This window comes from Microbacterium sp. W1-4-2 (assembly GCF_058349885.2).
The window spans coordinates 127359-144187 of sequence record NZ_JBYRJC020000003.1 but is presented as its reverse complement, the minus strand read 5'-3'; the positions used below and the strand labels follow the sequence as shown (position 1 = coordinate 144187).

The 16829-nt window shown below is 70.7% G+C and carries 18 protein-coding genes and 1 tRNA gene; 8 read left to right on the top strand and 11 right to left on the bottom strand.

All coding sequences use genetic code 11. From position 1 onward, the window contains the following. Positions 1–33 precede the first annotated feature (33 nt). Together AC3RX0_RS13305 and AC3RX0_RS13300 are read right to left on the bottom strand one after the other, a co-directional pair. Positions 34–108 (bottom strand) — tRNA-Lys (locus tag AC3RX0_RS13305). A 95-nt stretch (positions 109–203) separates the two neighbouring features. Then, entirely contained in the window at positions 204–1433 is a 1230-nt protein-coding gene (locus AC3RX0_RS13300) for an NAD(P)H-binding protein (protein WP_491506476.1), read from the bottom strand. A 100-nt stretch (positions 1434–1533) separates the two neighbouring features. On the opposite strand from AC3RX0_RS13300, the gene AC3RX0_RS13295 reads away from it, so the two are divergent. The 4 genes from AC3RX0_RS13295 to AC3RX0_RS13280 all read left to right on the top strand — a co-directional run bounded on the left by AC3RX0_RS13295 (position 1534) and on the right by AC3RX0_RS13280 (position 4177). Beyond that, a complete protein-coding gene (locus tag AC3RX0_RS13295) occupies positions 1534–1881 on the top strand; it encodes a helix-turn-helix transcriptional regulator (RefSeq protein ID WP_491506862.1) in 348 nt (115 codons plus the stop codon). A gap of 56 nt (positions 1882–1937) precedes the next feature. Continuing rightward, positions 1938–2357, top strand: coding sequence for a VOC family protein (locus AC3RX0_RS13290; protein WP_491506475.1), 420 nt, complete (start codon positions 1938–1940; stop codon positions 2355–2357). 55 nt (positions 2358–2412) lie between these two features. Then, the gene (locus AC3RX0_RS13285; protein ID WP_491506474.1) at positions 2413–3051 is read left to right on the top strand and encodes a DNA-directed RNA polymerase subunit beta; all 639 of its coding nucleotides are present in this window, start codon (positions 2413–2415) and stop codon (positions 3049–3051) included. 241 nt (positions 3052–3292) lie between these two features. Continuing rightward, positions 3293–4177, top strand: a complete 885-nt coding sequence (locus tag AC3RX0_RS13280; protein WP_491506473.1) for an aminotransferase class IV — start codon at positions 3293–3295, stop codon at positions 4175–4177. A gap of 15 nt (positions 4178–4192) precedes the next feature. On the opposite strand, the gene pstB is transcribed toward AC3RX0_RS13280, so the two are convergent. From pstB to AC3RX0_RS13245, 7 genes are all read right to left on the bottom strand, one after another. After that, positions 4193–4972 (bottom strand): phosphate ABC transporter ATP-binding protein PstB, encoded by a 780-nt coding sequence (pstB, locus tag AC3RX0_RS13275; protein WP_491506472.1) that lies wholly within the window; start codon positions 4970–4972, stop codon positions 4193–4195. Between the two features lie 22 nt (positions 4973–4994). Next, the gene (pstA, locus tag AC3RX0_RS13270) at positions 4995–6098 is read right to left on the bottom strand and encodes a phosphate ABC transporter permease PstA (RefSeq protein WP_491506471.1); all 1104 of its coding nucleotides are present in this window, start codon (positions 6096–6098) and stop codon (positions 4995–4997) included. Further along, on the bottom strand, positions 6098–7066 hold the full coding sequence (gene pstC, locus AC3RX0_RS13265) for a phosphate ABC transporter permease subunit PstC (RefSeq protein ID WP_491506470.1): 969 nt from the start codon (positions 7064–7066) through the stop codon (positions 6098–6100). Before pstC ends, pstA begins: the two co-directional genes overlap by 1 nt. Before the next feature lie 81 nt (positions 7067–7147). Continuing rightward, positions 7148–8248, bottom strand: a complete 1101-nt coding sequence (pstS, locus tag AC3RX0_RS13260; protein WP_491506469.1) for a phosphate ABC transporter substrate-binding protein PstS — start codon at positions 8246–8248, stop codon at positions 7148–7150. Positions 8249–8398: 150 nt separating this feature from the next. Then, complete coding sequence (locus AC3RX0_RS13255; protein WP_491506468.1) at positions 8399–9337, bottom strand: NUDIX hydrolase; 939 nt, start codon at positions 9335–9337, stop codon at positions 8399–8401. Continuing rightward, positions 9334–11499: an RNA degradosome polyphosphate kinase gene (locus tag AC3RX0_RS13250; protein WP_491506467.1), complete on the bottom strand. Its 2166-nt coding sequence runs from the start codon at positions 11497–11499 to the stop codon at positions 9334–9336. The genes AC3RX0_RS13255 and AC3RX0_RS13250 overlap by 4 nt, the downstream gene beginning before the upstream one ends. A 92-nt stretch (positions 11500–11591) precedes the next feature. Then, positions 11592–12281: a response regulator transcription factor gene (locus AC3RX0_RS13245; RefSeq protein ID WP_491506466.1), complete on the bottom strand. Its 690-nt coding sequence runs from the start codon at positions 12279–12281 to the stop codon at positions 11592–11594. Between the two features lie 124 nt (positions 12282–12405). Between AC3RX0_RS13245 and AC3RX0_RS13240 the strand changes: the two genes are divergently transcribed. From AC3RX0_RS13240 to ygfZ, 3 genes are all read left to right on the top strand, one after another. Then, a complete protein-coding gene (locus AC3RX0_RS13240; RefSeq protein ID WP_491506465.1) occupies positions 12406–12696 on the top strand; it encodes a hypothetical protein in 291 nt (96 codons plus the stop codon). 144 nt (positions 12697–12840) lie between these two features. Then, positions 12841–13440, top strand: coding sequence for a nitrobindin family protein (locus tag AC3RX0_RS13235; RefSeq protein WP_491506464.1), 600 nt, complete (start codon positions 12841–12843; stop codon positions 13438–13440). A 1-nt stretch (position 13441) separates the two neighbouring features. After that, positions 13442–14548, top strand: coding sequence for a CAF17-like 4Fe-4S cluster assembly/insertion protein YgfZ (ygfZ, locus tag AC3RX0_RS13230; protein WP_491506463.1), 1107 nt, complete (start codon positions 13442–13444; stop codon positions 14546–14548). Positions 14549–14553: 5 nt separating this feature from the next. Here ygfZ and AC3RX0_RS13225 read toward each other — a convergent pair whose 3' ends face one another. Next, on the bottom strand, positions 14554–15375 hold the full coding sequence (locus AC3RX0_RS13225; RefSeq protein WP_491506462.1) for a class I SAM-dependent methyltransferase: 822 nt from the start codon (positions 15373–15375) through the stop codon (positions 14554–14556). Between the two features lie 35 nt (positions 15376–15410). Between AC3RX0_RS13225 and AC3RX0_RS13220 the strand changes: the two genes are divergently transcribed. After that, positions 15411–16157 (top strand): phosphoglyceromutase, encoded by a 747-nt coding sequence (locus tag AC3RX0_RS13220; RefSeq protein WP_491506461.1) that lies wholly within the window; start codon positions 15411–15413, stop codon positions 16155–16157. 6 nt (positions 16158–16163) lie between these two features. On the opposite strand, the gene phoU is transcribed toward AC3RX0_RS13220, so the two are convergent. Then, positions 16164–16826: a phosphate signaling complex protein PhoU gene (gene phoU / locus AC3RX0_RS13215; RefSeq protein ID WP_491506460.1), complete on the bottom strand. Its 663-nt coding sequence runs from the start codon at positions 16824–16826 to the stop codon at positions 16164–16166. Between the last annotated feature and the right edge of the window lie 3 nt (positions 16827–16829).

Genomic DNA, 16829 nt, shown 5'->3' with positions numbered 1-16829 from the left:
CGAGTGTCGGACACCGGCGGTAGAACCAATGCATGGTGCCCCCGGAGAATTACGATATCTCGACCCACCGGTTAAAAGCCGGTTGCTCTGCCTCTGAGCTACGGGGGCGTGCGTAGGTGCCGTACAACACGTGCGGCACCTTTCGGCAGTCTAAACCATCGCCGGATTGCACCCCTGCGATGCGGGCGCACCGCAGGGGCGGATCAGTTCGGCGTCGGGATCGTCGCCACCGTGCGGAACGCGCCGTCCTCCTGCGCGTCGACCGTGGTCGCCCCGCCCAGCCGCCGCACCTCACCACGGCTGCGGTCGAGCCCCACCGCCTGACGACCCTGCGGCGTGAGCGCAGCGGGCCCGTGCGAGACCTCGACCTCGACGGCGGCGGGCAGATAGCGCACGACGGCTGCGGCATCCACCCCCCGTGTGCGGGTGAGCACGAGCGCCGCGCCCTCCTGCAGCGCGCGGAAGGCGGTCGCGTCGATCTCCGGAGCGACAGGACGCGGATCGCCTTCGATCGTGAGCGTGATCGGCATGCCCGCCCGCTGCAGCCCCGCGATCAGCGCCCGCGCGTTCGACAGGCTGGGCTCGGGCGGCGTGGGCAGGGGTTCGCGGATGATCGGGATGCCGGCGATCCGGTGCGCCTGCGAGCCCTGCGCGATCCCGTCCGACCCGGTCTCGTCGATCAGCCAGTCGGTGAAGTCGGGTCCGATCAGCTGCGCGTCGACGCCGGCCAGCAGGCTGCCGTCCCGCATCTGCGCTCCGCCGCTGCCGGGGATGGAGAGCTCGACCACATGGCCCGACAGGCCCGCGGCCCGCCCGTACCGTCGCGCGAGCTCGGCCATGCGCTCCACGTGAGGCCCGGCGATGTCGGCGACACGGCCGGCGGGAGCGCCCTCGGCCAGCTCGACGAGCCGCGCGGCGACCTCGCGCGCGGCGATCGGCTGCGACCGCATGCCCGGGATGAGCACGAACGGGCCGAATTTCATCCGCTCGAACATCTGCTTGGCGAACTCGTGGAACTGCGTCGCCCGCAGGATCGTCCACGGCACCGCTCCGGCCTCGACGAGGCGCTCCTGCGCGCGCTTGCCCTGGTAGTAGCCGTAGCCCTTCTCGCTGCGATCGATGCCGACGATCGAGAGGGCGACGTGGTGCCCGACGCCGACCGCCTGCTCGGCGTGGAGCAGGTTGCCGGTCATCGCCTCGAATCCGCGGATGGATGCCGCAGCCGACATCGTCGTGGGCCCGCTGACGTCGATCACGGTGTCCACGCCGCGCAGCATCGTCGGCAGTCCGTCGCCGGTGGACAGGTCCACTCCGGTGGAACGCGACAGCACGATCGGCTCGTGCCCGTGCGCGCGGACGATCTCGGTGACCAGACGCCCGACGGTGCCGGTGCCGCCGGCGATCGCGATCCTCTGCGGCCTGCTCTGCGCCATGCTCTGAGCGTACTGCGCGGACTGCCGGTAGGGTCGGGACGTGGCATCCACCCCCCAGTCGCCGCAGACTCTCGCCCACCTGCGCCGCGCCCGCGACCTCATGGACCGTGCGTATGCCGAACCGCTGGACGTGCCGACCATGGCCGCACGGGCGTTCATGTCGCCGGCGCACTTCTCGCGCGAGTTCAAGACCGCCTACGGCGAGACGCCGTACGCGTACCTGATGACCCGGCGCATCGAGCGGGCGATGGCGCTGCTGCGCGGCGGAATGTCGGTCACGGATGCCTGCACCGCCGTGGGGGCGACGTCGCTCGGCTCGTTCAGCTCGACGTTCAGCGAGATCGTCGGCGAGACCCCGAGCGCGTACCGCGCCCGCTCGCACGACGACGCCGAGGCGCTGCCGGAGTGCTTCGCCCGGGTGCTCACCCGACCGACCCGCTACGGGTGAGCGATCGAGCAGGATCCGAGAAGCGCCCGGGATGCCGCGCCCCTAGCGTTGTGGTCATGACAGACATCAGGTTCGGATTCTTCCCGCTGACCGTCGACGACGTCGACGCCGCGCTCGCGTTCTACCGCGACGCTCTCGGGCTGACGGTGCTCAACGACGTGTCGGGCAACGGATGGCGGTGGCTGAGCATGGGCGTGCCCGAGCAGCCCGGCGTCGTGCTCGTGCTGTCGGCGCCCGGCGCGGGGCGCTCGCCCGACGACGGCGAGGCGCTCGCACGCCTGGTCGCCAAGGGCTCCGGCCCCGGTCCCCTCGTGTTCCTGACCGGCGACCTGGACGCGACGTTCGAGCGGGTGCGCGCCACCGGGGCCGAAGTGCTGCAGGAGCCGATGGACCAGCAGTGGGGCCCGCGCGACTGCGCGTTCCGCGACCCGGCCGGCAACCACGTGCGGATCAACGGCACGGCGCCGCGCGCATAGCGGCGGATGGCGGGCCCGCGCCCCCGGCGGGAGGGGGCGCGGGTAGCCTTGTCGAGTGACGGACGCAGGACGGGACTTCCACAAGCCTGTGCGCCGACCCACCGGTGAGCTCGACCGGCTGTTCGGTGCGCACGACCCCGCCGAGAAGACGCGGGTCGCGCATTCGACCGCGGCGGCGCTGCTCTCGCGCGTGCGCGCCGACCCCGACCGCGAGACGGTCGACAGGCTCGTCTCATTCACGCGCATGCACGGCATCGACGACATCGCCGAGCTGTGGTCGCAGGCACCGGCCCGGTCGCTGCCGGGTGCGCTGTGGCGGCTGTACCTGCTGCAGCTGATGATCCACGACGACCCGCACACGGCGGCCCTGCTGTACGAGCGCGGGCGCGTCGAGATCGCCTCCGCCGACCCGGTGGTCGCGGGCGCCCCGGTGCCGGCAGCCCCGGACGAGCTGGTCGAGCTCGTCGATCGCATCATGCGTGGGGCGTTCGCCGGCGATTTCGCGGTGGCGCTCGAGCGTGCGGCGGCGTTCTGCCGGGTCGAGGCATCCGGCGCCACCCACGTCGCCGACGACTACGAGCCGACCGAGCCCGAGCGGGCGAGTGCCCTGACGACGCGGGCCCTGCGCCTGTCGACGTACGCGGGCGACCTCGCGGCCAGCGCGGGGCTGTGGCGCCGCGAGTCGCTGACCTGACCGTCGCTCAGCGACCGATGGGCACAGAAGTGCCGGGCCGCAGAACGCCCGCAGTGCGCATGCCCGCTTCGCGGGGAGAGGCGTCCAGCGCCCCGGCACAGAAGTGCCGGGCCGCAGAACGCCTCTCGGCGCAAGGCCGCTCGCAGCGGCAGAAGATGGAGCCCGGGGTTACTGCGGCCCGGCCGCTCAAGTGTAACCGACCCTGCGCTGGGCGTATTCCCCACCCGACTACGCTCGGATCATGGCCGCCCGCTTCGCGCTGATGATCGCCCCCGTGCCCGCCGATGCCCAGGACGGCGACTTCGCCGACACGTTCCAGGTGGTCGACCCGTCGGCGCCGGCGCTGAGTGTCGGCGAGCTGAGCACGCAGCGCGGCGACGGCATCTTCGAGACGATCGGGGTCGTCGACGGCCACCCGCAAGAGGCGACCGCCCATCTCGAGCGGCTCGCGCACTCGGCCGCGCTGTGCGATCTGCCTGCCCCGCACCTCGGGCAGTGGCGCCAGGCCGTCGCCCGCGCCGCCGCCGAGGCCGGGCCGGGGGAGGGATCGATCAAGCTCATCCTCAGCCGGGGGGTCGAACAGGGCCCCGCGCCCACCGCGTGGGCCACGGCATCCCTCGCCCCCGACAACACCGTGCCCCGCACGCGCGGCATCCGCGTCGTGACGCTCGATCGCGGCATCGACAGCGGCGCCGCCGAGCGCGCACCCTGGCTGCTGCTGGGCGCCAAGACCCTGTCGTACGCGGTGAACATGGCCGCGCTGCGCGAAGCGCATCGGCGCGGCGCCGACGATGCCATCTTCGTGACCAGCGACGGTCTCGTCCTCGAGGGGCCGACCTCGTCGGTCGTGCTGCGGATCGCCGACCGGTTCGTCACGCCCGCGACCGGCACCGGCATCCTGCACGGCACGACCCAGATGAGCCTGTTCGAGCATCTGCGGGCGCATGGCCGCGACGTCGCGTACGAGTCCGTGCCGGCCGAGGCGCTGACGCGGGTGGATGCCGCGTGGCTGGTCTCGAGCGTCCGCCTGGCCGCCCCCATCACCGCGATCGACGACGTGGCGATCCCGGTCGACGCCGAAGCGACGGCATCCTTCAACCGCTACCTGCTCGGCCCGCGCGACTGACCCCGCGCGCGGGGCTCACCCGAAGCGGCCCGAGACGTAGTCCTCGGTGGCCTGCTCGGTCGGGGTCGTGAACAGCGTGGCGGTGTCGTTGTACTCGATGAGCTTGCCGGGCTTGCCGGTGCCGGCGATGTTGAAGAACGCCGTACGCTCGCTCACGCGCGAGGCCTGCTGCATGTTGTGCGTGACGATCACGATCGTGTAGTCGCTCTTGAGCTCGCCGATCAGCTCCTCGATCGCGTAGGTCGAGATCGGGTCGAGGGCCGAGCAGGGCTCGTCCATCAGCAGCACCTCGGGCTCCACCGCGATCGCGCGGGCGATGCACAGACGCTGCTGCTGGCCGCCCGACAGTCCCGAGCCCGGCTTGTCGAGGCGGTCCTTGACCTCGTTCCACAGGTTCGCGCCGCGCAGCGACCGTTCCACGAGGGCATCGGCATCCGACTTCGAGATGCGCTTGTTGTTCAGCCGCACGCCCGCGAGCACGTTCTCCTTGATCGACATCGTCGGGAACGGGTTCGGGCGCTGGAACACCATGCCGACGTTGCGGCGCACCGCCACCGGGTCGACCCCCGGGGCGTAGAGGTCGTCGCCGTCCAGCAGCACCTTGCCCTGCACGCGCGCCCCCGGGATCACCTCGTGCATGCGGTTGAGCGTGCGCAGGAACGTGGACTTGCCGCAGCCGGAGGGGCCGATGAACGCGGTGACGCTGCGGGGCTCGATGTGCAGCGAGACGCCCTCCACGGCGAGGAAGTCGCCGTAGTAGACGTTGAGGTCGGTGACGTCGATGCTCTTGGACACTTCGTTTCCTTCGGAGTCGATTCTAGAAGCCGCGCTTGGGCGCGAAGATCTTGGCGATGAGCCGGCCGATGAGGTTCAGGGCCATCACGATGAGGATGAGGGTCAGCGCCGCCGTCCAGGCGCGGTCGATCGAGGCCTGCGCGCTGACGCCGGCGGCCTGCGTGTACTGCGTGTACACGAACACCGGCAGGGTCATCATGCGGTCCGAGAACAGGTTGTAGTTCATGCTGAACGTGAATCCGGTCACCAGCAGCAGCGGCGCGGTCTCGCCGATCACGCGGGCGATCGCGAGCATGATCCCGGTGACGATGCCGGCCAGCGACGTGGGCAGCACGATCCGCAGGATGGTCAGCCACTTGGGCACGCCGAGCGCGTACGACGCCTCGCGCAGCTCGTTCGGCACGAGGCGCAGGATCTCTTCGCTCGAGCGCACGACGACGGGGATCATCAGCACCGACAGCGCGACCGCGCCCATGAAGCCGTTGCGCACGGCCGGGCCGAGGATCAGCGAGAACAGTGCGAATGTGAACAGGCCCGCGACGATCGAGGGGATGCCGGTCATCACGTCGACGAGGAACGTGATCGAGCGGGCCAGCAGGCCGCGGCCGTACTCGACGAGATAGATCGAGGTCAGCAGGCCGATCGGCACCGAGATCAGCGCCGCCATGAGCGTGATCAGCAGGGTGCCCATGATCGCGTGCAGGGCGCCGCCCCCGTCGCCGATGATGTTGCGCATCGACTGCGTGAAGAACGCGGCGTCGAAGCGCGCCAGACCGTTGACGAGCACCGTCCAGACCAGCGAGATCAGGGGCAGCAGCGCGATGATGAACGCGGTCGAGACCAGCGAGGTGATGAGCCGGTCCTTCGCCCGGCGCGCGCCTTCGACGATGCGCGAGATCGCGTACAGCACGATGTCGAACAGGATCGTGCCGAAGAAGATCGCGCCCACGATGTTGAAGCCCTTCGTGGCGCCGGCCGTGGCCAGCAGCGCGAAGAAGGCGGCGCTGAACACCCAGCCGCCGGCCAGCACCATCCAGGCGGTGCCGCGGGGCAGCTTGCCGGAGGTGAGCGTGTTGTGGGGATGGATACCGCGGCTCGCGCTGCGATCGGCGGTCGCGGTGGTCATCAGTTGGCTCCCGAGAAGGCGGCGCGACGGCTGATGATCCAGCGTGCGAGGACGTTCACCAGCAGCGTCACGGCGAACAGGATCAGACCCGAGGCGACCAGGGCGTTCACCGACACGCCGGTGGCCTCGGGGAACTGCAGGGCGATGTTCGCGGCGATCGTGTTGGGGTTCTGCGCCTGCAGCACCGCGAACTTGACGACGAAGGCGGGCGAGAGCACCATCGCGACGGCGAACGTCTCGCCCAGCGCCCGGCCGAGCCCCAGCATGATCGCCGAGATGATGCCGCTGCGTGCGAACGGCAGCACGGCCATGCGGATCATCTCCCAGCGCGTGGCGCCGAGGGCGAGCGCGGCCTCTTCGTGCAGGCGGGGCGCCTGCAGGAACACCTCGCGGCAGATCGCGGTCATGATCGGGATCACCATGACGGCCAGCACGACCGATGCGGTGAGGATCGTGCGACCGGTGCCCGAGACGGGCGGGGCGAACAGCGGGATCCAGCCCAGGTTCGCACCGAGCCACTGGTAGAACGGCTGCACGAACGGGGCGAGTGTGACGATGCCCCACAGGCCGAACACGACCGAGGGCACCGCGGCGAGCAGGTCGATGATGTAGCCGAGCGTCTGCGAGACCCGCCGCGGCGCGTAGTGCGTGATGAACAGCGCGATGCCGATCGACAGAGGAGTGGCGAACACGAGCGCCAGGAACGCGGCCCAGACCGTGCCGAACACGAGCGGCCACACGTACTGCCAGAAGTTGGTCGCATCGTTCGGCAGCTCGCCCTTGCCTGCGACCAGGGCAGGGATGCTCTGGATGACCAGGAAGATCGCGACCGCGGCGAGGGTCGCCAGGATCAGCGAGCCGGCGACGATCGTGGTGGTCGCGAACACGCGGTCGCCGATGCGGACCTTCGCGCGGGCACGGGCGGCCCGGGCCGGTGGCGCGGGCGGCGCGGCGGTGGGAGCGGTCATCCTGCTCTTTCTCTTCCTCTGCTCGGACGGTGAACCGTGCGGGTCCGGTCGGGGGTCGGCCCGACCGGACCCGCGGTGGCGTCACTTGATCGACTGGGCTGCGGCGATCACCTTCGCGGCGAGGTCGGGCGACAGCGGCGCGGAGCCCGCTTGCTGTGCCGCGGCCTGCTGCGCGGCAGCGCTCGCCACGTACTGCACGTAGCCGCTGACCAGAGCGGCCTTGGCGGCGTCCTGGTACTGCTGGCACGCGATCACGTACGACACCAGCACGAGCGGCCAGGCGTTCGCCTGCGTGTCGGTGCGGTTGATGTCGATCGCCAGGTCGTTCTGGGCGCGTCCCTTGACCAGCGGCGAGTCGGCGACCACCGCGGCGGCGCCCTCGGCCGAGATCTTCACGAACGCGTCGCCCACCTTCAGCTCGGCGATCGAAAGGCCCGCGGCCCCCGACTCGTCGATGTAGGTGATCGAGTTCTTCGCGTTCTTGGTGGCCTCGGCGACGCCCGAGGTGCCCTTGGCTGCGTCGCCGACCTGGTACGGGAAGGTCTGCGACGCGGGCTCCGTCCAGACGTCTTTCGCATTCGCGGCCAGGTACTCGGTGAAGTTCTGCGTCGTGCCCGAGTCGTCCGAGCGGTGGACCACCACGATCGAGGCGTCCGGCAGCGACGCGCCACTGTTCAGCGCCGCGATCTTCGGGTCGTTCCACCGGGTGATCTTGCCCGAGAAGATGCCGGCGATGGTCGCGGCATCCAGCTTCAGGTCCTTGACCCCCTGAACGTTGTACGCGATCGCGATCGGCGAGACGTAGACGGGCAGGTCGATGGCCTTGGTGCCCGGCGCGCACAGCGCGAACGTGCCGGCCAGCTCCTCGTCCTTCAGTGCGGCGTCGGAGCCGGCGAAGTCGGCTGCGCCCGAGATGAAGCTCTTGCGGCCGGCGCCGGAGCCCTGCGGGTCGTAGTTCACGTTGAGGTCGGGGTTGGCGGTCTGGATGCCGGCGATCCAGCTCTGCTGGGCGGTGCCCTGGGCCGACGAGCCGATGCCGTTGAGGGTGCCCTTCAATGCGGTGGACGACGCGGCGCCCGAGGGGCCGGTGGCGCCGGCGCTCTCGTTCGAGGCGCAGCCGGCGAGGACGAGCGCGCCGGCGACGACCAGGGCGCCCAGCGGGGCGATACGGGTGAGCTTCACTGTGTGAATCCTTCACGTGTCAGGGATGTCGGCCCTCGGGTGCGGGGCTCGCATGCACGGTAGAGCGCGACGGTGACCAGAGTGCGCTGTCCGGGTGAACGGAAGGTGAACGGTGCGGCGATGGGGTGGATGCCGCGGACCGGGGTCGGTTCAGATCTTGGGCTCGTGCGTCTCGATGGCGATGATCCCCGAGCCGGGGTTGTCGAGCGACACGTGCGCGACGGAGAATCCACCGACCGGAAGAGCGGCCGCGGCATCCAGATAGGTGCCGTGCAGCGTGCCCGTGGCCAAGGCCAGTTCGCGCAGGATGTCGGGCAGCACGGGTCCGTGGCTGCACAGGACGGCGGGCTTGCGCGAGCGCACCCGATGGCCGACCACCGAGCGCACGTCGGCGGTGCCCTCTTCCCACGCGTCCTGGCTGATCTCGGGCGTGCGCCGGATCTTGTGCCCGACCAGGGCCGCAAGGGGCGTGACGGTGGTGACGCAGCGCACCGCGTCGGAGCTGACGATCTTGCGCACGCCGAACGAGCGCAGGGGGCCGGCGACGGCCTTGGCCTGCTTGGTGCCGCGACCGGTCAGCGGGCGCAGCGCGTCCTCGCCGTCCCAGTTCTCGCGCGCGACGGCCTTCGCGTGTCGCAGCACGACGATCGGGAACGTGTGCAGCACGCCGTCCTGGACCAGGCGACAGAAGTTGTCGAGGATCTCGACGTCGACGGGGTAGCTGAGCCGGGAGCGCGCCTTCTTGGGAGTGAGCCACTCGATGGCCGCGATCTCTTTGTTCGGCACGAACTGCGAGGCCCGGATCGCGTCGTCGGTGGCGTGCGCGGCCCAGTAGTGCACGATCTTGGTGCGCTTGCTGGGCAGCGCGTAGCGCGAGACGCCGACCGGCACGCCCAGGTGGGTGCGGATGCCGGTCTCTTCGAGGATCTCGCGGACGGCCGTCTCGGCCAGGGTCTCGCCTGGGTCGACCTTGCCCTTGGGCAGCGTGACGTCCGCGTAGGCCGTGCGGTGGATCACCAGGATCGTGGGGCGGCCCTCGACCAGGCGCCAGACGACTCCGCCGGCGGCGTAGACGGCGGTCTCGCTCATCGCACCGCCCGCGCCCGGCGGCGGCGCGTGATCGTGGCCATCGTGCGATCCTGCAGATCGACCAGGCGCTTGCCGGACTCGCTGACGCTGTGCCGTATCCATTCGCCGTCGCTGCGCAGGTGCCAGGAGCTGGTGCCGTCGCTCATCGCCAGCGTGAACAGGTCTTCGAGCGCCTTGATGTGCGCCGGCGCGGCGACCCGCACCAGCGCCTCGATGCGGCGATCGAGGTTGCGGTGCATCATGTCGGCGCTGCCGATGTAGACCTGCGGGTCGCCGCCGTTGGCGAACGAGAAGATGCGCGAATGCTCGAGATACCGGCCGAGGATGCTGCGCACCGTGATCGTCTCGCTCATGCCGGGCACGCCCGGCTTGATGCTGCAGATGCCGCGCACCCAGATGTCGACGGGGACGCCGGCCTGGCTGGCGCGGTACAGCGCGTCGATGATCTGCTCGTCGACCATCGAGTTGACCTTGATGCGGATGCGGGCGGGCTTGCCGTTCTGGGCGTTGTGGCGCTCGCGATCGATGAGCCGCAGCAGCCCCTTGCGCAAGTGGCGCGGGGCGACCAGGAGCCGCTTGAACTTCTTCTCGATCGCATACCCGCTCAGCTCGTTGAACAGGCGGATGAGGTCGCGGCCGACCTGCTCGTCGATCGTGAACAGGCCGAAGTCCTCGTAGATGCGGCTCGTCTTCGGGTTGTAGTTGCCGGTGCCGATGTGCGCATAGCTGCGCAGCGTTCCCTCTTCTTCGCGGATCACGAGGGCCAGCTTCGCGTGCGTCTTCAGCCCGACCAGGCCGTACACGACGTGCACGCCCGCCTTCTCGAGCTTGCGCGCCCAGGCGATGTTGTTCGACTCGTCGAACCGTGCCTTCACTTCGACGAGGGCGAGCACCTGCTTGCCGGCCTCGGCCGCGTCGATCAGCGCCGCCACGATGGGGCTGTCGCCCGACGTGCGGTACAGGGTCTGCTTGATCGCCAGCACGTGCGGGTCCTTCGCCGCCTGCTCGAGGAACGCCTGCACGCTCGTGGCGAACGGCTCGTACGGGTGATGCACGAGCACGTCGCCCTTGCGGATCGCGGCGAACAGGTCAGCGCGCCCGTTCTGCTCGGCGGGCTGGAACGCCAGCGCCGTCGTCGGCACGTGCGGCGTGTAGCGCAGGTCGGGACGGTCGATGCGGCCGAGGTCGAACAGGCCGCGCAGATCCAGGGGACCGGGCAGCCGGTGCACCTGCTGCTCGGTGATGTCGAGCTCGTCGATGAGCAGGTCGAGGGTCAGCTCGTCCATGTCGTCGGTGACCTCGAGACGGATCGGCGGCCCGAACCGGCGGCGCAGCAGCTCGGCCTCGAGCGCCTGGATGAGGTTCTCGGTCTCGTCCTCCTCGATCTCGACGTCTTCGTTGCGGGTCAGGCGGAACGTGTGGTGGTCGAGGATCTCCATCCCCGGGAACAGATCGGCGAGGTTGTTGGCGATCAGGTCCTCGAGGGGGAGGAAGCGGATGCGGTCGGACTCGTCTCCGACGCGCACGAACCGCGGCAGCATCGGCGGCACCTTGATGCGGGCGAACTCCTGGCGTCCGGTGCGCGCGTTGCGGATGCGGATCGCGAGGTTCAGCGACAGCCCCGAGATATAGGGGAACGGGTGGGCGGGATCCACCGCGAGCGGGGTGAGCACCGGGAACACCTGCTCCTGGAAGTAGCGGTACAGGTCGGCGCGCTCGTCGTCGCCGAGATCTGCCCAGCTCACGAAGTCGATGCCGGCGGCGGCCAGCGCGGGCTTGACCTCTGCCGTCCACACGTCCGCGTGTCGCAGCTGCAGACGGTGCGCCTCGCCGGAGATGTCGGCGAGCACGTCCTGCGGCGCGCGTCCGACGTTGGTCGGCACGGCCAGCCCGGTCATGATCCGGCGGCGCAGGCCCGCCACGCGCACCATGAAGAACTCGTCCAGGTTGCTGGCGAAGATCGCGAGGAAGTTCGCCCGCTCGAGCACCGGCAGTTCAGGATCCTCGGCCAGCTCGAGCACGCGCTGGTTGAAGGCGAGCCAGCTCAACTCGCGATCGAGATATCGCCCCTCGGGCAGTTCGGAATCGAAGACCTCGGTGAGTTCGAAGTCATCGTCCTCTCCGTCGTCCAGGCCGGTGTCCAGGACTTCGTGTTCGATCATGTCCTCATCATTGCAGGGGCATCCGGCACATGCGACGGCGGATGGATGAAATTGAACGAGCCGCGATCGCCGGGTGGCCCGCGCGCCGCGGTTCAGGCGGGAGCGGGGTGCGTGGCCCCGGCGTCGTCGTCGGCGACGATGAAGCGGTACCCGACGTTGCGCACGGTGCCGATCAGCTGTTCGAACTCGCCGAGCTTGGCCCGCAGCCGTCGCACGTGCACATCGACCGTGCGGGTGCCGCCGAAATAGTCGTACCCCCACACCTCGCTGAGCAGCTGCTCGCGGGTGAACACGCGCGACGGATGCATCGCCAGGAAGTGCAGCAGCTGGAACTCCTTGTAGGTCAGGTCCAGCGGCCGGCCGTGCAGTTTGGCCGAATACGATGCCTCGTCGATCGTGAGGCCGGATGCCTGGACCCGGGCCGGAGTGTCGTGCTCGCGCGCGTCGCGGCCGAGCACCAGGCGGATGCGTGCGTCCACCTCGGCCGGTCCAGCCGTGGTGAGGACCACATCGGCGATGCCCCAGTCGTCGTTCACGGCGGCCATGCCGCCCTCGGTGACCACGAGCACGAGCGGGGCGTCCAGCCCCGTGGCGGTCAGGATGCGGCACAGCGATTTGGCGGCGACCAGGTCGGTGCGCGCATCCAGCAGGATCGCATCGGCGCGGGGTGCGGCCACCAGATGCGCGGGGTCGGCGGGGATCGTCTCGAGACGGTGCGCGAGCAGCTCGAGGGCGGGCAGCGCCGGATCGTCTGCCGAGCTGAGAACGAGAAGCTGTGCCACAGGGCCCTCCCCGACGCCGAAGTACGGGACCGGGCGCCGACAGCTCATTTTATGCGGGGCGGTGCTCGGATGACATCGACGACGCCCGCACATGACACAGCGAGGCGCATGCGACAATGGCGGCATGTCGACCCTCGAGCCGTCTGCACGCGGCACCCTGGCCGGTGCGATCGCCGTGTGGGTGGCCGCCGCGCTCATGGGCGTCGCCGTCGGCCTGTTCGCGCCGATCGGACTGCGCGCGGGCTGGCTGTCGCTGGCGCTGGGCGGATGCCTCATCCTCACGTTCGCGCTGCAGCTGTGGATCGGCCGCGCCGAGGGCTTCATCGCACGGATCGCGCTCTCGATGCTCGGGGCGTTCGTGATCCTCGCCGTCGCCGGCGCGGTGTTCGGCCTGATCGCGATCGGGGCGGTGTAGGTCGGGATAGAGTGGAGCCATGGACCTGATGGCGCTGGAACTCTTCTTCGTGGGGCTGCTCGGGCTCGCCTCGCTGGCGATCCTCTTCGTCTCGGTCGTGGTGGTCAAGAACCTGTACCGCGGCCAGCGCTGACGAGGCGCGTCGTGATCGAGATCCCGATCGACCTGCCCGCCGAGCTCGCGCCGCTGTCGTGGCTCATCGGCGTCTGGGAGGGCACGGGCGTCATCGACTACGCCGCCGCCGAGCACCACTACTCGGGTGAGTTCGTCCACCGCGTGAGCTTCAGCCACGACGGCGGACCGTACCTGAACTACTCCGCCGACGCCTGGATGGGCACCGGCGACGATCGCACTCCTCTCGTGGCGGAGCTCGGCTACTGGCGGATCGCACGGCCGCAGAGCGACGCCGACCCCGGTCCCGGGCTGCTGCCGGCGCGCGTCTCCGCACCCGCTCCGACCGTCGACGACGTCGAGCGGCTGCGCAACGCCGAGGGCGGCTTCGACATCGAAGCCGCCCTCGTGCACGCCGACGGCATGAGCGAGCTGTACCTGGGCCAGATCCGCGGGCCTCGCATCGACATCGCGACCGATGCCGTCGTGCGCCCGGCGACCGCCAAGGCCTACACGGCGGCCACGCGCATGTACGGGCTGGTCGAAGGCCACCTGCTGTGGGCATGGGATGTCGCGGCTCTGGGCGGCGAGCTCGCCTCGCACGCGTCCGCCCGCCTCGCGAAGGTGCAGTGAAATGGACGCCTTCGACACCCTGCTGGCCGCAGCCCCCGGCGCGATCGTGACCGACGGCGTGCTGCAGCATGCCGCGAACCCGCTCGGCGAGCAGCGCGCCCTCGCCTCCGGCGCGGCGATCGCGCCGCTCGGGGACCGCACGGTGCTGGCCGTGCCGGGCGAGGACCGGCTCACCTGGCTCGAGTCCTTCTCGACACAGCGCGTCAGCGTCCTCGCGCCCGGCGAGAGCGCCGAGCTGCTGATCCTGGACCCCGCGGGCCACGTCGAGCACGCGGCATCCATCGTCGACGACGGCGCGGTTGCGTGGCTCATCGTCGACAGAGCGGATGCCGCGGGCCTGCTCGATTTTCTCAAGAAGATGCGCTTCCGCCTGCGCGTGGACCCGCGCGACGCGGGCGACGAGTTCGCGGTGGTGGGCGGCGCGACCGCCGCCGTGGCGGGCGTGCACGCGGCCGCGCCGGGCGGGGTGCCGCTGGTCTGGCGCGATCCGTGGCCGGGTGTCACTCTCGGTGGCTGGGCCTACAGCGCCGCCGACCCGCACCCCGGTGCCGAGCGCGATTGGGCCGAAGCCCTGGTCGACACCGCAGAGGCGGAGCGCCTGGCCGGGCTCGTGGCATCCCGCGCCCTGCCGGTGGCCGGTGCGCTCGCGGTCGAGGCCCTGCGCATCGCCGCGTGGCGGCCGCGCATCGCCGACGCCGACGAGCGGCTGCTGCCGCACGAGGCGGACTGGCTGCGCAGCGCCGTGCACCTGGACAAGGGGTGCTACCGCGGGCAGGAGACCGTGGCCAAGGTGCACAACCTCGGCCATCCGCCGCGGCGGATGGTGGCGCTGCAGCTCGACGGCAGCGAGTCGGCGCTGCCCGCCCGCGGCGACGCCGTACGCGCGGGGGAGAAGGACGCCGGCACGATCGTGGCGGCCGCCGTGCACTACGAGCAGGGCCCGATCGCGCTGGCGCTCGTGCGCCGCAGCACGCCCGTGGATGCGGACCTCGTGGTCGACACCGCCGAGGGTCCCGTCGCCGCCGCGCAGGAGGTCATCGTGCCGCCCGAGGCCGGGGCCACCGCCTCGGTGCCCCGCATCCCCAAGCTCGGCCGCCGCCGCGCCTGATCTGGTCAGCCGACCGGGGCCACGGCCTCCCAGGGGACGGTGATCTCGCCCAGCCGCCATCGGGAGCGCTGCCGCAGCGGCCAGCCGGTGTCGACCATGCCCTGCATCGCGGCGCGCCAGCGCTGGGCGGGGCCGAACGAGGCCATGCCCGCTGCGTGGTCCCAGGCGCGGTCGAGCGCCGCGAAGAACGCGTGCACCCGCTCGCCGGGCACGTTTCGGTGGATCAGGGCCTTGGGCAGCCGCTCGGCAGCGATCGAGGGATGTTCGAGCCCCGTCAATCTGAGTGAGACGGTCAAGGTGATCGGCACGGCGTCGGGTCCGAACGCGACCCACGACGAGACGCGGCCGAGCTCGTCGCACGTCCCCTCCACGACGAGTCCGTCCGGCGCGAGGCGCACGGCCATGCGGGTCCAGGCATCCCGCACATCCGCCTCGTCGTACTGCCGCAGCACGTTGAAGGCGCGGATCACGGCGGGGCGCCGCCCGCCCGCCACCGGAACCTCGAAGCCGCCGCGCGCGAACGACACCCGCGCAGAGGCGTCGAACGTCGTTCGCCGGGCGCGCACCTCGGCCAGCTGCTCCCGCGCCCGGGCCACCCGGTCGGGATCGAGCTCGAGCCCCAGCACCCGCACGTCGGGCCGCGTGCGGCGCAGCCGTGCCTCGAGCTCGAAGGCCGTCACGCCGCTGGCGCCGTAGCCGAGGTCGACCACCAGGGGATCCGCGGCCCGGCGCAGCGCCGGGTGCCGCGCGATCCAGCGGTCCACGCGTCGCAGCCGGTTCATGCCGGTGGTGCCGCGGGTGGGACGGCCGACCACAGACACACGCATGGGGTCCATGATCTCATCCCGATAAACTGACACGCATGACCGCGCCCTACACGCTGATCCTGCTGCGCCATGGCCAGAGCGAATGGAACAAGTCAAACCAGTTCACCGGATGGGTGGACGTGCGTCTGACCGAGCAGGGCGAGGCCGAAGCCCAGCGCGGCGGCGAGCTGCTGGCCGAGTCCGGCCTGCTGCCCGACATCGTGCACACGTCGGTGCTCAGCCGGGCGATCCAGACGGCGGACATCGCATTGGATGCCGCGGACCGGCTGTGGATCCCCGTCACGCGCTCCTGGCGCCTGAATGAGCGCCACTACGGGGCGCTGCAGGGCAAGGACAAGGCCCAGACCCTCGCCGAGTTCGGCGAGGAGCAGTTCATGCTCTGGCGCCGCTCGTTCGACGTGCCGCCGCCCGAGCTCGCGGACGACGACCCGTACAGCCAGGCGAACGACCCGCGCTACGCCGGCATCGACGGCGAGATCCCGCGCACCGAGTCGCTCAAGCTCGTGATCGACCGCCTGCTGCCGTACTGGCACAGCGCGATCGTGCCCGACCTGCAGGCCGGCAAGACGGTGCTCGTGACCGCCCACGGCAATTCGCTGCGCGCGCTCGTCAAGCACCTCGACGGCATCAGCGACGCCGACATCGCGGGGCTGAACATCCCCACCGGCATCCCGCTCGTCTACCGCCTGGGCGAGAACCTCTCTCCGCTGCAGCCGGGGGAGTACCTCGACCCCGAGGCGGCCGCCGCGGGCGCCGCCGCAGTGGCCAACCAGGGCAAGTAGCCGGACTCAGTCCAGGTCGTCGACGTCGGCGGCCCAGTCGCCGGTGGCCAGGTACACGACCTTCTTGGCCACCGACACGGCGTGGTCGGCGAACCGCTCGTGGTAGCGGCTGGCCAGTGTCGCGTCGACCGTGGCGCCGGCTTCGCCCTGCCAGCTGTCGCTGAGCACCTTCTCGAACACCGCGATATGCAGCTCGTCGACCGCGTCGTCCGCATTGCGGATCTGCTCGGCGAGCTCGAGGTCCTGCGTGCGCAGCAGCTCGGTGAGGGTGCGGGCGACCTCGACGTCGAGCTCGCCCATCTTGGTGAACGTCGACTTCAGGCCCTTGGGGATCGCGCGCTCGGGAAAGCGCATGCGGGTCAGTTGCGCGATGTGCTCGGCGATGTCGCCCATCCGCTCCAGCGACGCGCTCACCCGCAGGCTCATCACCACGATGCGCAGATCGCGCGCCACCGGCTGCTGCCGCGCGAGGATCTCGATGGCCAGCTCGTCGAGGGCGACGGCCTTCTCGTCGATGATGCTGTCGGCGTCGATCACCTCTTCGGCCAGGGTCACGTCGCTCGTGCCGAACGCCCTGGTGGCCTTCTCGATGGCGACGGCGACCAGGTCGGCGATCTCGACGAGCCGCGACTGCACCTCTTCGAGGGTCTGATGGAACACTTCGCGCATGCG

Coding starts and splice junctions, on each gene's coding strand:
- AC3RX0_RS13300 (WP_491506476.1), bottom strand. CDS start 1,433: ATGGCGCAGAGCAGGCCGCAGAGGATCGCGATCGCCGGCGGCACCGGC.
- AC3RX0_RS13295 (WP_491506862.1), top strand. CDS start 1,534: ATGGACCGTGCGTATGCCGAACCGCTGGACGTGCCGACCATGGCCGCA.
- AC3RX0_RS13290 (WP_491506475.1), top strand. CDS start 1,938: ATGACAGACATCAGGTTCGGATTCTTCCCGCTGACCGTCGACGACGTC.
- AC3RX0_RS13280 (WP_491506473.1), top strand. CDS start 3,293: ATGGCCGCCCGCTTCGCGCTGATGATCGCCCCCGTGCCCGCCGATGCC.
- pstA (WP_491506471.1), bottom strand. CDS start 6,098: ATGACCACCGCGACCGCCGATCGCAGCGCGAGCCGCGGTATCCATCCC.
- pstC (WP_491506470.1), bottom strand. CDS start 7,066: ATGACCGCTCCCACCGCCGCGCCGCCCGCGCCACCGGCCCGGGCCGCC.
- AC3RX0_RS13255 (WP_491506468.1), bottom strand. CDS start 9,337: ATGAGCGAGACCGCCGTCTACGCCGCCGGCGGAGTCGTCTGGCGCCTG.
- AC3RX0_RS13250 (WP_491506467.1), bottom strand. CDS start 11,499: ATGATCGAACACGAAGTCCTGGACACCGGCCTGGACGACGGAGAGGAC.
- AC3RX0_RS13240 (WP_491506465.1), top strand. CDS start 12,406: ATGTCGACCCTCGAGCCGTCTGCACGCGGCACCCTGGCCGGTGCGATC.
- ygfZ (WP_491506463.1), top strand. CDS start 13,442: ATGGACGCCTTCGACACCCTGCTGGCCGCAGCCCCCGGCGCGATCGTG.
- AC3RX0_RS13225 (WP_491506462.1), bottom strand. CDS start 15,375: ATGCGTGTGTCTGTGGTCGGCCGTCCCACCCGCGGCACCACCGGCATG.
- AC3RX0_RS13220 (WP_491506461.1), top strand. CDS start 15,411: ATGACCGCGCCCTACACGCTGATCCTGCTGCGCCATGGCCAGAGCGAA.
- phoU (WP_491506460.1), bottom strand. CDS start 16,826: ATGCGCGAAGTGTTCCATCAGACCCTCGAAGAGGTGCAGTCGCGGCTC.